The sequence below is a fragment of the Vibrio campbellii CAIM 519 = NBRC 15631 = ATCC 25920 genome (assembly GCF_002163755.1).
Lineage (GTDB): Bacteria > Pseudomonadota > Gammaproteobacteria > Enterobacterales > Vibrionaceae > Vibrio > Vibrio campbellii.
In genome coordinates, this window is record NZ_CP015863.1 from 2,366,077 (window position 1) to 2,379,500 (window position 13,424).

The 13,424-nt window shown below is 42.9% G+C and carries 10 protein-coding genes; 1 reads left to right on the forward strand and 9 read right to left on the reverse strand.

The genetic code is table 11. From position 1 onward, the window contains the following. Positions 1 to 19: 19 nt before the first annotated feature. The gene (locus tag A8140_RS11340; RefSeq protein WP_033000230.1) at positions 20 to 7,273 is read right to left on the reverse strand and encodes an RHS repeat domain-containing protein; all 7,254 of its coding nucleotides are present in this window, start codon (positions 7,271 to 7,273) and stop codon (positions 20 to 22) included. Between the two features lie 11 nt (positions 7,274 to 7,284). Then, on the reverse strand, positions 7,285 to 7,584 hold the full coding sequence (locus A8140_RS11345; RefSeq protein ID WP_038863049.1) for a hypothetical protein: 300 nt from the start codon (positions 7,582 to 7,584) through the stop codon (positions 7,285 to 7,287). A gap of 183 nt (positions 7,585 to 7,767) precedes the next feature. On the opposite strand from A8140_RS11345, the gene A8140_RS25145 reads away from it, so the two are divergent. Next, positions 7,768 to 8,130, forward strand: a complete 363-nt coding sequence (locus A8140_RS25145) for a hypothetical protein (protein ID WP_152429122.1) — start codon at positions 7,768 to 7,770, stop codon at positions 8,128 to 8,130. A 54-nt stretch (positions 8,131 to 8,184) separates the two neighbouring features. Here A8140_RS25145 and recR read toward each other — a convergent pair whose 3' ends face one another. The 7 genes from recR to tnpA form a co-directional block, all read right to left on the reverse strand. After that, positions 8,185 to 8,784, reverse strand: a complete 600-nt coding sequence (gene recR, locus A8140_RS11355; RefSeq protein ID WP_005452082.1) for a recombination mediator RecR — start codon at positions 8,782 to 8,784, stop codon at positions 8,185 to 8,187. Between the two features lie 30 nt (positions 8,785 to 8,814). Then, complete coding sequence (locus tag A8140_RS11360; RefSeq protein WP_005432961.1) at positions 8,815 to 9,144, reverse strand: YbaB/EbfC family nucleoid-associated protein; 330 nt, start codon at positions 9,142 to 9,144, stop codon at positions 8,815 to 8,817. 82 nt (positions 9,145 to 9,226) lie between these two features. Beyond that, positions 9,227 to 11,425, reverse strand: a complete 2,199-nt coding sequence (gene dnaX, locus A8140_RS11365) for a DNA polymerase III subunit gamma/tau (protein ID WP_005536793.1) — start codon at positions 11,423 to 11,425, stop codon at positions 9,227 to 9,229. An 8-nt stretch (positions 11,426 to 11,433) separates the two neighbouring features. After that, positions 11,434 to 11,979, reverse strand: coding sequence for an adenine phosphoribosyltransferase (gene apt / locus A8140_RS11370; protein ID WP_005432901.1), 546 nt, complete (start codon positions 11,977 to 11,979; stop codon positions 11,434 to 11,436). Between the two features lie 166 nt (positions 11,980 to 12,145). After that, entirely contained in the window at positions 12,146 to 12,550 is a 405-nt protein-coding gene (locus tag A8140_RS11375) for a YbaN family protein (RefSeq protein ID WP_033000735.1), read from the reverse strand. 15 nt (positions 12,551 to 12,565) lie between these two features. Next, positions 12,566 to 12,697: a hypothetical protein gene (locus A8140_RS25825; protein ID WP_005432936.1), complete on the reverse strand. Its 132-nt coding sequence runs from the start codon at positions 12,695 to 12,697 to the stop codon at positions 12,566 to 12,568. Between the two features lie 239 nt (positions 12,698 to 12,936). Continuing rightward, entirely contained in the window at positions 12,937 to 13,371 is a 435-nt protein-coding gene (gene tnpA, locus A8140_RS11385) for an IS200/IS605 family transposase (protein WP_033007908.1), read from the reverse strand. Between the last annotated feature and the right edge of the window lie 53 nt (positions 13,372 to 13,424).

The following is a 13,424-nucleotide window of genomic DNA, read 5'->3' on the forward strand; positions in this document are numbered from 1 at the left end:
CAGCGGCTTTTGTCTTTTCCTAATCTCCTAATTGTGAATAAGGATAGATAGGATATGGTGCGACTAGTGCGCCTCCTGTAAATATAGCGGCAGGCAGCATTCCTGAGAAACTATAGGCTTGGAACAAATGGTTGTGTATCGTTCCGGCCTCGATCCACAGTCCAGTTACATGGTCATATCCATGAAAACCAAATAACCTCGATACATCAGAGTTAAAGTAGTCATGAACTTTAGACACCTTGTTTATAAATCGGCCAATTAATCCATTTTCTTGATACATATGTTTTCCCGAAGCCTCACTTGCCATACCAGCCTCGGTAAACCACTTCGTACGAATTGGCTCTTTTTCCCATACAGTTGTTGATCCACGAGTACCATCCGTAAGTAAGTCTCCATCTACATTATATTTGCAAACTGAATTTGAACCTCGAACTTCACAAGACCTTAACTTGTAGCGATCCGTAACATTTTTCATGTACTCAAAGCTAAGCACGACAACTTGTGATAATGCGGCAAATTTCGCACCTTTTTCACATGAACCACCCGCGATCTCACCTGTAGCACAGCCACCAGCGGCAGCAACACTGACTTTTGTAGCAGCATCGGCAAAACTTTTTGTTGGCTTAAAGCCGTTATAGCCACCTATTGCACCAGTGATTGCACCAATAGCTGCACCTTTACCAACGCCAGCCCAGCTCTCACTGATAATTCCCCCACTAACAGCCCCGCCTGTAGCGCCACCGAGAGCTCCGGCAGCAATAGCATTGGTAAGGGAACCTGCAGAAAAGAAACTTGCACCCGCGTCAGCCAGTAACACGCTATACATACCACCACTTGCTACGGTAACTACGATCCCAGTTAAGATACCGACTATCTCTCTTGAGTAGCGAGAGGTAAATTCACGTACATCATTCCATTGACGTTTGAGTTCTTTTCTAATTCTCTTAAAGAAGTGACCAGAAGGATCGTTGTATTTAAGAGGGTTATTCAGAACATAACTGTATCGATTGAATGACTGACTGTTATCAGGTGCCTGAATGTAAACATCCGCACTTATAAAACGAGCTAACGTTGAATCATACAAGCGGCCATTCATATGAATTAGGTCAACCTCATTCAGCATCTCATGCCCTGTAAATGCACGATTCAGCAATACGGGTTGTGGTAGCGACACACTGTCATTCTTCCATGCAAAGGCTCTTTCTTTGCCCCAAGGGTCATAGAGCTTACGGTCGACAATGTTGCCCCACATATCAGTGACCATATCTACTGATTTAAGCGCGTCTGTGTGGCTGTAGCGAATTTGACGATCTACGGATGCGTAATTGCCTTGTCCATCAGTCTTCAACGAGTTGACATTTACAGCGACTAGACCATTAGCAGCATAAATGTATTGAGTTTGTAGCATATCTCCAGATGCAAGTTCTTTTAGCTCATAAAACTTACCGAGATACCACGTTGTGCTCCCATCGCTACTGTGCTTGCTGACCCGTTGATTCGACTCATCATATTTAAAATCAACCCAGCCTTGATCTTGTTGAATTCGAGAAGGCTTGTTAAAGCCAGTCCATTCAATTTTTCTCCCGCCGCCAGACAGCATATTTCCATTCGCATCATAGCGATAAATGTTCTCCCCAGCTTGGGTGACAGCATGCTTGTGTAGAGGGTCTGCGTAAATATAGTGACCGACGTCAGACTTATATTTGATGTTGCCATTCGATGCATAAGACATCGAATATTTTTTATTAAATAACGGGTTCTCAGCATGCGCTCCGCCGACACCAAATAAATGATAATCCGTTAATCGATCTTGATCGTCGTAATAGAAGTTTTCTTGAATATCATTTACAAGGTCACGGCGACTTTGAACGTTATCCATTCTGTCGTAGGTGTAGTGAACGCCACGTATCAGTTTGGAACCCTGTCTTGTATAAATATTGAGTAACTGGCCATTGCTCTCGTGATAATCGAAGCTATTAACCAAGCCATTCCCCAAAACCTCTGACGTTATTCGACCTTCAGCGTCCATATCATTGAGCTTCCAGTACGAAATTCGTCCAGCATCAGGATTGTCATCTTTCAGCGAGCTCAACGCATCTGACTCATCCTCAGATTGCTGAGCCAAACTTTGGTATTTTTGTGAGACTAGTTTTACTTGCTTAACAAGTTTAACCAGTTGCTCTGCCGCAAGCAGGTAACTATTTACGCGCTCCTCTGTTGCATCTTTAACATATTCGAGTCTATCAACCTCTTCAGAAAGCGAATTAAGCTCATCAAACATTTGACGCATTCTTTGATCATACAAGGGGTGATCCCTTTCCAGATCAAAGGTCGCTAAACTTATGCTCCCATCATCAGAATAGTTACCGTAGTAAGCAATTTGATGTTGATTGACTAACCCTGATTCAATAGCAGCCCATTCCTCAAGACTCACCTCTCTTAATAGGTTACCTTCCACTTTAAGATGAAATTTAGGCTGCTGTACAACAGGGATTAATCCACTTCCGGAAACAATGACTGTTCTCGGTGATACTTTGAAGTAGCGTTCACCAAACTCGTTGATAAACATCTGCAATGGTCTAGTGTACAACTCTGCCATCATCTGACGAGCAAACGCCTCAGTCTCAGCCTCACCATCGAAAGAGATAAGCTGATCTTTGAGCGCCTGGTACTCATCTTTGCGTCGTTTGTAGAAGAATTGCTGCTCTTGAAGGTCTTTAATTTTTACTAAGTAGTCACTCGCTTTGTTTAGAGCCTCATTAATGAGAGGTTCAATTACATTACGATACTCATCAGCCGTGTAATTAACTTGAGCTTGCGAAATATCTCCCCAAACTTCCGTATTGATACCGGTTAACGGATCTCGCTTGTAGTTTAGAGTGAAGTTGTTAGGCCGATGCTCTCGAATTAACTGTCCGTTGCCGTCATACTCTAGATCTCGGGCAAAAGTATGTTCCGAAGTGATCGTTTCTTCACGCTCTAATAAGCCTAAATCGTTGTAGAAGAAATTTTTAACAAGTTCTCCTTCAACTTTCGCTTTTAAAAGGCCTCCCAACCAAACTCGTCCGTCCGCTCGGTCATAAACCCATGATTTAGTTGTTGACTGTGTTACTTCTTCCTCACCTTGTTTAACTTTCGACTCAACAATCTCAAAGATTTTTCGGCCTAGTTTGTCGTAGGTAAAGTAGGTACTTTGGCCTTTTGAATCCGTTTGTTGAACGAGTTGACCAAAACCATCGTATTGATAGCTCCACACCCCTAAATCAGGATCATCAACTAAAGACTTATTACCTTGAATATTATACTCGGTACGAACTGTTTCTCCTTCTGATGCAATAGCAGACTTCAACATACCGTTGGCGTAGAAGTCATAGGTAACTTTGCCACCATTAGGCTCCTGCTTCTCTAACTCCCAGCCCAATACATTCGTATAGGTTTTAGAAGTGCGGCCTTTAGCGTCTGTTTTAGTAACTGTAAATGGACTGTAAGAATAAGAGATCCAGCTGTCCTCTTTACCTGCTGGTCCAGGTTCTTTTATCGAAATGACTCTGCCCGAGTTGTCATACTGAGTGACGATATACTGAGGGATATCACCTTGATAATAAGGCTTTGAAGCAGAGACTAAATTACCAAATGCATCGTACTCTGAGTCAACAAAAACCCACTTACCATTTACCGATAAGGAAGCTCTTCTCACTTCTCGCTCTAAGAAATCAAAGAAACTAATCTTTTTGCCAGAGTTGTTTGATTGGTTGATGACACAGTAACTCGCCTTACTAACATCGAATAAGCAACGGCTGTCTGCTGCAGGTAAGCGACTTATCTCAGATTGTACAGAAGTGTTCGTTACGGCTATCTCAGCCTCTCGGCCAAAACCATCCAGTGTTGTCGAGGTCGACAGGCCATTTTCATCTACTTTCACGACCACGCCTGACAATAAGTCAACCGTCTGAGAAGAAACATGTCCAGCTTGATTGGTTACTTCTGTGGTAACCGTGTTTCCAAGGTAAGAATGCTTAAATAAAGTCGAGCGAGTTTCTAACTGACCTCCATTGGTCGCCGTAATACTCTCTTTGGTAACGATGCCGTAGCCATCTCGTTCTTTGACAGTAGTCAATGAATAAGGTGTATTCGGTAATATCGTATGCTCGAGTAATAGGCCAGTTTCATTGTCATATTTAAACGTCGCCTCTTGAGAGATCCTACTACCGTCACTATGGATGTAAGTTGTTTTGGTCGAGTCGAGGAGTCCAATTAACCAAGCACCTATTTTGTTGACATACTTGTTTTCAGTAATTTCTACGAAAGTATCACTTTCTCCAGTAATAGGGTTTAGCCCTGTCGTCGTCGTTGTTATATTACCTACATTGAGGAATGCATCGACATCACTCTGCTCGACGATAACTGTACTCAATAACTCACCACTCTCAGAGTATTGTGAATTCTTTCGTTTTGAGGTGTAGTACGCGAACGTACTGCCCGTTATTGGTGCCTCAACCCATTCGATGATCTCATCATATTCCTGTAAGGTGATCGCCTTCACAAATGTCGCTTGACCGGACAATTCTGATAATTCGCTATTCAAGTCATCTGAGACTGGTGTCATAGACCAAACTGGTATTTGATTTTCTAGCGCCGTTGTTTGTTCTTCAACCAAAGAAAACTGTGTGGAAGGAATCATAATTGGCATCATTGGAGAGCCTCCAACAGGAACAAATTTATCCGCATCTGCTGCGTATTTTTTCCCCTTGTGCTCAACAAGCTTATAGCCAGTTAGGTATCTCTCTGCCGAAGAATGGAGTTGTTGGAGGCTCTTGACGATTTGCGTTGAGCTTAGTTCTGTTTGAAGCGTCTCAAATTCAAATTCGGCTTCGGATTTTTTATTAAGCTCTCTAAAGTTCCAAAAATCATTGGTACTACAGTCACCACAATCATTTACCCACTTCTGCCCATTAGCAACATAGTCCGTTTGCTTTTTCAATGTGCCAGAGTAAGGAAACTGTGTATTAAACTGAAACTCTTGGTTTGAGGTATTTTTGCCATTGACGAAGCTTTTTTGACGAATCCATTCAAAACCGTTTCGCGCTAAACCATCCTTCGAACGCTTTGCTGGGCCATACTGAAATAAGTAGTTGTTTTTTCCATATCCGTTGTCGGTTTCAAGACGATAAGCAACGGGGAAGGAGCCTGGCAAATTAAAAAGACCAGAGTTATCAGACTCAAAAGAGACATTAGGCGTATGATTGCCGTATGGTCCAAACCATACCGAAGAAGTGTGCCCTAAACCGTTGGTTACTTTTTCGAGCAATAATGGAGCATGGTTGCTTTGAGCTGCAGTTTGACACTCTAGGCGGTTAGATTTCTTTTTACAGAGTTCAAATCTACCGTCTTGGTTCAAATCCATGAACGAGTTAAAGCCACTCCCCCAATTATCAACATCAAATTCATACTGATGTTTGTAAATGTTGATGCACTTTACTTTGTTACCCACACCACGACAAAAGTCGGTAACACCGTCCTGATCCAAGTCAAGCCACCACCGTTTGTCAGAACTACCTAACTCTCCCATCCAGTGCTGGTTCTTCAGTAGCACAAAATCATCTTCAAATTTGTCTAATGTTCCGATAGAACCAAGGGAGCATGTCAAATTTACAGCTTGACCTGCGTCGTTGTCCGTCATGCGACAGAAATCACTGGCGCCATCTCCGTTCACATCAACCCACCAACGAGAGTCAGGTTCACTGATAGAGCTGATTGGATAACCGATATTCTTTTGAAGTAAGTCTTTACCCGAGAAGGAAGTACATTTAATCGTTTTACCTTTCACAAAACAGAGTTCGCTACCACCATCACCATTTATATCGGCCCAATAAGTGTCTTTGGCTTGCCCCCACTCGATACCACGGACGTGCACTGAATCAGTCCACATACCGTCTTCTTTCGGTTCACTACACAAAAGCTCGTCGCCGATACGACGGCAATACTCTGGCACGCCATTACCATTCATATCCTTCCACCAACGAAAGTTCTTCATCCCTGAGTTCGATATATCCCAAGAATGCTGTGCCGTTGTATTATTTGAAAGAAAAGCGTCGCAAAGTAATTTGCCATTATCAATACGACAAAACTCAGCTTTGCTATCAGCGTTAATATCTAACCACCAGTGACTATGTTCATCTCCCCACTTACTGATATTGTAGGTACGGGCCACATTGGATTGAGAAACATCCATATTACAAGTCAAGCCATGGGTATCCGTCTTACAGAAATCTCCGATGTTATTCCCATCAATATCAACCCACCAACTACGATTGGAATTACCCCAATCACTAGGGATCGTGCTTTTCCCCCAATGAGAAAAATCAATATTGGCGATGTTCTCACCAAAGAATATCTGACCTTTCACCGGGCTTTTAGTCGCCTTCCAATAAAATTTGGTGGCAGGCAAACAACTACCCGCCGCATTACAATATTTAATATTATCAATAAATGAAGTACCGATATTTTCCGTTATCTCTTTGTAGCTCAGTTGATAATAATTTTTGAGTTTATTATTTACATTAATATCAATTCTAACTAAGTTTGACTCAGAAGTCTGAACTCTCCCATCCATCTTAAAATGTTTTGTGGGAACAACCTTATTGACAAGACTGTAATTAAAGGCAATGTTAAAAGAATCGTAAGATATCGATGAGATTTGACCTAAATCATCATAGTTATAGGCGATACTCTCGGAATTTGGATTGCTTTTATATGAACTTAATAACCAGCTCTTAGAAAGGCTGTTATAACGATATTCTTCAACAGCCCCATTCTTGTCATGCTTTACGAAGTAGCTTGTCAGCGTACTTGAATCGCCATTCAAGGTAATTTTTGACTGACTGTCTATGTGTAAGCGGTATTTAGAACCATCCTTGCCAATTACGCCCTCAGTGCCGATTAAGCGTGTACCATTCAAGCAAAAGTTATCAGCTAAGCTATAAGTTACGGAACTCGTTCCCCCTTCGATCGCTTGATGGTCACCACATCTTTTTATCGAGGATAAGCCATTAAGTACAAACCCAGCCCCAAGAGTCGACCTTGCTGGCCCTGAGCTCGAATAACTTACCGCCAAACTCGGAGTAATACCTCCTTTACCACTTGGGAAGGTAAGCGGTATTTGATAATACGCAACACCTTTATCTATCGATAACTCTCCGGGTAAGGTACCTATCGTTTGAGATATCGCTGGCGTAGATAAACCTACAATTATTAAACCAAGCCAACTTTTCATTTCACTGCCTTTTAATTAGATAATTCTGATATATTTTTTTCTAAATTAGTAATTCGTTCATCAATAGAGTTTGAAGGTATATCTAAAGAATTTCCAACCGTTGAATCTTTCAATAATTCTGCTCTTAACATCTTTATTGAAATTTGATTTTCAATGTTCTCAATTGAACCTATCTTTATCTTCTTATCAAAAGTAAGAGTTTTTTTACTCTCATAACGATCTGAAGACTTATCCTTCTGTAAGGAAAATAAGGTAAAACTAATGACAATTAGCATTATAAAAAAAACAAAAAACCATATATTTTTGGTCATCAACACATCTACAACTCAACAAACATAAATACGAGCAATATAATAAACCCCAAAAATGAATGAAATTGATTTTATAAAAACTTAGACTTACACCTCAAAAAATACAAAAAAATTAATATTTTGCTTTGTTTTATAGATGATGCAAATATGATAATAAATTCAAATACAAACATGGCTAGAAATATGAAAAAAATACTATTAGGCGTATTTTGCGCATTACTTTCTTGTAACGGTATAGCTCAAACAAATGCGGGGGATGGACAAAAATGGTATGGTCCATTCACCATCGATAAAGTAGCTAGGTATTGGGATGGAGGGCATAAAATGTCGGTTCACGTTAATGAAACTCCACAAACTCCTTGTGCTGTATCTAACAGTGAAAAAAAATTCACTTATCAACCTAATAGTGCTGAAACATCCCACGATATGTTCTCGGCAGTTGCAACCGCTCAAGCACAAAACAAGAGAGTTATGCTTTTGATTGATCGCGCTTGCCACAATGTCCTAGGCTTGAACTTGCACGGTGTCGAGATTTTGAGTGACTAATTGCTTCTCATAACCGCAAGATCAAAAAAGCCGCTGAATTCAGCGGCTTTTTTATTAAATCTTGTGTCGACCTAAGAGTGAGTGTGACAAGGTTGTCCCATCTACGAGTTCAAGCTCACCACCTACAGGTACACCATGTGCGATGCGGCTGGCGTCGACTTGGTGTTCTTTACAAAGTTCTGCGATGTAATGAGCCGTCGCTTCCCCTTCTACCGTTGGGTTGGTAGCGAGAATCACCTCAGAGATATCACCTCGGCGCAGACGGTAGTCAAGAACATCAAGACCAATATCACTTGGACCAATTCCGTCCAACGGTGATAAATGTCCCATCAGTACAAAGTATCGACCCGAGTATTGACCCGTTGCTTCTACTGCTGCGATGTCTGCCGGACTTTCTACCACACAAATTTGACCATTTTCTTGGCGTTTTGGGTTAGTACAAATATGACAAACTTCTTCTTCAGTGAAAGTACGACACTCGGTGCAATGGCCAATTTCTGTCATTGCTTGGCTAAGCGCGTCTGCCAGTTGCAGACCGCCTTTTCTATCACGCTGTAACAAATGAAAGGCCATACGCTGCGCCGACTTGGGGCCAACCCCAGGTAGACAACGTAAGGCCTCCATCAATTGTTCCAGCATATGACTGGTACGCATTGAAAATCCGCTTAGTTAGAATTCAGCAGATTAGAATGGCATTTTCATGCCTGGTGGTAGTTGCATACCGCCAGTTACCGAAGCCATTTTCTCTTTTTGAGTTTCTTCAACGCGACGTGCTGCATCGTTGAATGCTGCAGCGATAAGATCTTCTAGCATCTCTTTGTCGTCTTCCATCAGACTTTCATCGATTTCTACACGACGCACACTGTGACTACCAGTGATTGTAACTTTAACTAGACCAGCACCAGACTCGCCAGTTACTTCCATATTCGCGATTTCTTCTTGAAGCTTTTGCATGCGATCTTGCATTTGCTGGGCTTGCTTCATTAGGTTGCCCATACCGCCTTTACCAAACATGTTTATCTCTCTGGTTTAATTAGGTGTTGCATCTGTTAATGGGGTTGTCATTTTGGGTTTTCAACCCCATTCCGTTCAATTTTTAGATAGGGCGTACACTATCTTTATCAAGCTCTGCAGCGAATCGACGTTCGATGAACTGAACGTGTGGATCGTTTTCTAAACTGTTCAGCGCTTGCTGTAATTTCTCTTGGTAGAGTCTATCTCTCAACTCTAGTGGTGTCTCACCACTTTCGCTAACATCAATACTCAGATGACACTCTTCACCCAACACATGGTTCAGTGCACTGTGCAGCTCACTTTGCGCTCTGTCGGTGTTCAAGTGTGCCTGACTGCCTCTTAATTGTAGCGAAACTGTCGAGCCTTCTTTGTTGAAATGCGAGTTTAATGCAAGTTGTTCAACCAACTTAGGTGTCTCCATCTTGCTAATCAGGTTCGCCCACTCGCTTTTCTCTAGTGATTCATCAACCAGTTTTTGCGCCATTTCTGGCGTCTTTTCGTGCTCTAGCGCTTGCTTGAGCTGCGTAGGTGTCAATTGCGTATTGGCTTTCTTTTCAACCGGTTTGGTTGGTCGCCAACGGTACGCTTCATCCTCTGGAGCTTGTTTTTCAGCTTGAGGAGCAGACTTAGGCGACACCTGCGAGGAATTGCCATGCAATTGCGCTAGACGGTCAATAACCGATTCTTTTTGTGCAGATGTCGCGTTAGACTTTTTTGGACCACCACTTTGTCCAGGTGCTTGTTGTTGCTGTTGCTGCCCCTGGCGCTGTGAGCGTAATTGGTGGCGCAGGCCGCTCAAGTTACTGCGAGCTGGTGCCGGCGCAATTTCTTGTGGCTGAGCCTGTTGAGGAGCTTGCTGCGTTGGCGCAGGGTTCTCACTTATTGGTGGTGCCACATCATATTGTGGAGCCATGTCGTATCCGCCCTGATATTCAGGCTGGTACTGTGGCGCCTCATTCATCGTAACTGGATTATGGGCCGCTGACTGGCTCGTTGGCTGAGATACGGCTTGTTGTTGCGGTGCCGATGTCATTGGGCGACTTTGCATTTGCTGTGCAGGCGCTTGAGACACTGGTTGCTGTTGCGATGAAGTCTGTTGAGATGGCAGCTGTGGAGCCGCTTTTGGCTGACTCGTACTCGCAGCTGGCGCGACTTGTGGCTGTGATGACGTCGAAATTACGTTTGCACCGTTACCGGCTGATGGGCGGAATGCCATCATACGCAATACAATCATTTCCATGCCGACGCGACCATTAGGTGACAACGTCAGATCTTCACGCCCTTTTAAAGCAATTTGGTAGTAAAGCTGAACATCTTGCGGCGTTAGAGCTTTACTCAATAATTCGATTTTTTCAGCATCAGGTTGAGCCTGATCCAAGGTCGATGGCAGAGCTTGATACATCGCGACACGATGAAGCTGCGATGCCAATTGTTGTAACAATCCATCCCACTCCACACCGTTTGATGCAAGTTGCTGGATTTTGTCCATCGCCTGTTGAGGTTGCTTACTGCTGATCGATTCCAGCAAGTGAATCGCTTGGTCTGTATCGATCGTCCCAAGCATATGGCTTACGATATCGGTTTGAATCGTACCGTTGCCTAGGGCGATAGCTTGGTCAGTAAGGCTAAGTGCATCACGCATACTGCCATCTGCAGCGTGCGAGATCATGCCAAGTGCTCTTGCTTCTGCAGAAACTTGTTCATTTTCCAGAATATGGTCAAGTTGCTGATGAATATCATCAACACTGATTGGCTTGAGGTGGAACTGCAAACAGCGCGACAAAATCGTCACTGGCAGTTTTTGTGGATCCGTCGTAGCCAACAAGAACTTCACATACTCTGGCGGCTCTTCCAACGTTTTTAACAGCGCATTGAAAGAGTGACGCGAAAGCATGTGTACCTCATCGATGAGGTACACTTTAAAACGTCCACGAGCAGGTTTGTATTGAACGTTGTCTAACAATTCACGAGTGTCTTCAACTTTAGTACGAGAAGCTGCATCGATCTCTAATAGGTCAACAAAGCGACCTTCATCAATCTCACGACAGGTATCACACTCACCACAAGGGTTGGCAGTAATCCCCGTTTCACAGTTCAGGCCCTTAGCAAACAGTCGGCCAATCGACGTTTTACCAACGCCTCGCGTACCGCTAAATAGGTACGCATGGTGTAAGCGATTTTGCGCTAACGCGTTCTCTAGAGCCGTCAGGACATGGTTCTGCCCGACGACTTGATCAAACTTGTTAGGACGCCATTTTCGCGCTAAAGCTAAATAACTCATTGAATGTATTAGTGTCCTTCAAACTCGCAAATGCTGTATACGTTCAGACCTAGACCTTCTAGGCGCTTATCACCACCAATTTCTGGTAGGTTGATAACGAAAGCAGCGTGCTCTACCTCACCACCTAATTGGCGGATCAGTTTTGTTGTTGCTTCAATTGTGCCGCCAGTTGCTAGCAGATCGTCAACAACCAATACTTTATCGCCTTCTACGATTGCATCGGTATGAATTTCTAGCGTATCAACACCGTACTCAAGCTCGTAAGATTGAGCGATTGTAGGGCGAGGCAATTTACCTGGCTTACGCACAGGAACAAAGCCAACACCGAGTTCAAGTGCTAGAGGTGCACCAAATAGGAAACCACGCGCTTCTGTACCAACCACTTTTGTAAAGCCCATGTCTTTGTATCGCTCAACCAGTAGGTTAATCGTTGCTTGGTACGCTTTTGCGTCTTCAAGAAGGCTAGTTACGTCGCGGAAAAGAATGCCTGGTTTTGGGTAATCTTGAATGCTTTTGATGCTAGATCTGATCAGTGAAATTGTTTCTGTAGTCATAATACCGATTTACTTAGATTGGCTCATCACCCTCTGTTCTTATCGCAGTATATATGAGGGCAACAAACAATAGGTTTTCAGCGCTATGAGCTCAATTGAATCGAAGTCACAGACGCTGAAAATACAAACGCCCACTCGAAGAGCGGGCACACTATTCTCTACAATCTTAGTGATTTTCTTCCCTGTCAGCAACCAACTCAGTCACAGGCAGACGTATAAACCAACTCAGTAAAACGATTAGCATCACTAAAAGCGCAATTTTCACCCAAGTAATGGGCGCAACAATGATAGAAACGGTGAAACTCAGCACGATGAAGAACGCACCACGTTGTTTTACCTTGCGCGTGACAGCGCGGTTTTTGTGCCAATTTTCCAGCATAGGGCCAAATGTATTGTGATCATGCAACCAACGATGAAACGCAGGGCTACCACGCATAAAGCAAGCGCTAGCGAGAAGAATAAACGGTGTTGTGGGTAATAGAGGAAGGACGATACCGGCAATGCCGAGCATCATGCAGAGTCCACCAGCAATATTGAAAAAGTAACGCTTAATAAGAATAGTGGACTCCAGTAGACAATCGTTCGATTAAAAACCTGCGTAACCGTTCATTACGCGAATCCAAGTTAGCGTTGCAGGTAAAGTTGGGATCAAAAGGACTGCAATGAAACCTAGAAAGTAAAAAATATTATAAGGTTCTTTAAAATCTTTGTCTGCCATGTTGCTTCTTCTCACTTGTTGACTTTACTTCTCCCACATACATATCGTTAAATTATCGTTGCATAATTGGGGAATTATTGTTTTAGACGCTGACTATACCCTAAACAACAAATGCTAAACACCAGTAAAAAGCAAGGTTATTGAGCAAAATGAGCTCGCTAAGTGGTTGCGGCAGGCAGTAAATTACCACCTTCTAAAGAAGGTGGCTTTGTGTGAGCCCCCTAAAAGGGGGCCTTTGTTTAATCCAACGCCAACTGGTGCTGCTCTACTCGCTCTTGCTTCTCTTGGTGTCTTACATATCGGCGTATGATTTCTTCATTGATTCCTACACTATCGACAAAATAGCCTCTTTGCCAAAAGTGATTACCCCAAAGCCTGTTCTTCCTGAGATGAGGAAACTTACTAAATAGCTTTAAGGCTATTTTGCCTTTCAATACCCCCATCAACTTGGATATCGATAGCTTTGGTGGAATCTTTACTACTAAATGCACGTGGTCAACTTGTATATTTAACTCTACTACTTCACATCCAAGTTGATTACAGTAAACATAAATACATCGATAAACTTCTTTACCTATATTGTTCTTCAAGATCCTAAATCGATACTTTGGAGTCCACACTATATGATATTGACATCGCCAAAATACGTGGGAAGCTTGATTGTATCTACTCATGTTATTTGTCCTCTTTGACTTCTGGAAAAATCAAAGACGCATTTAGCATGAGT

Excerpts from the sequence above, each read along its gene's own strand:
- recR (WP_005452082.1), bottom strand. The coding sequence starts at position 8,784 with ATGCGTACCAGTCATATGCTGGAACAATTGATGGAGGCCTTACGTTGT.
- dnaX (WP_005536793.1), bottom strand. The coding sequence starts at position 11,425 with ATGAGTTATTTAGCTTTAGCGCGAAAATGGCGTCCTAACAAGTTTGAT.
- A8140_RS11360 (WP_005432961.1), bottom strand. The coding sequence starts at position 9,144 with ATGTTTGGTAAAGGCGGTATGGGCAACCTAATGAAGCAAGCCCAGCAA.
- tnpA (WP_033007908.1), bottom strand. The coding sequence starts at position 13,371 with ATGAGTAGATACAATCAAGCTTCCCACGTATTTTGGCGATGTCAATAT.
- apt (WP_005432901.1), bottom strand. The coding sequence starts at position 11,979 with ATGACTACAGAAACAATTTCACTGATCAGATCTAGCATCAAAAGCATT.
- A8140_RS25825 (WP_005432936.1), bottom strand. The coding sequence starts at position 12,697 with ATGGCAGACAAAGATTTTAAAGAACCTTATAATATTTTTTACTTTCTA.
- A8140_RS25145 (WP_152429122.1), top strand. The coding sequence starts at position 7,768 with ATGAAAAAAATACTATTAGGCGTATTTTGCGCATTACTTTCTTGTAAC.
- A8140_RS11345 (WP_038863049.1), bottom strand. The coding sequence starts at position 7,584 with ATGACCAAAAATATATGGTTTTTTGTTTTTTTTATAATGCTAATTGTC.
- A8140_RS11340 (WP_033000230.1), bottom strand. The coding sequence starts at position 7,273 with ATGAAAAGTTGGCTTGGTTTAATAATTGTAGGTTTATCTACGCCAGCG.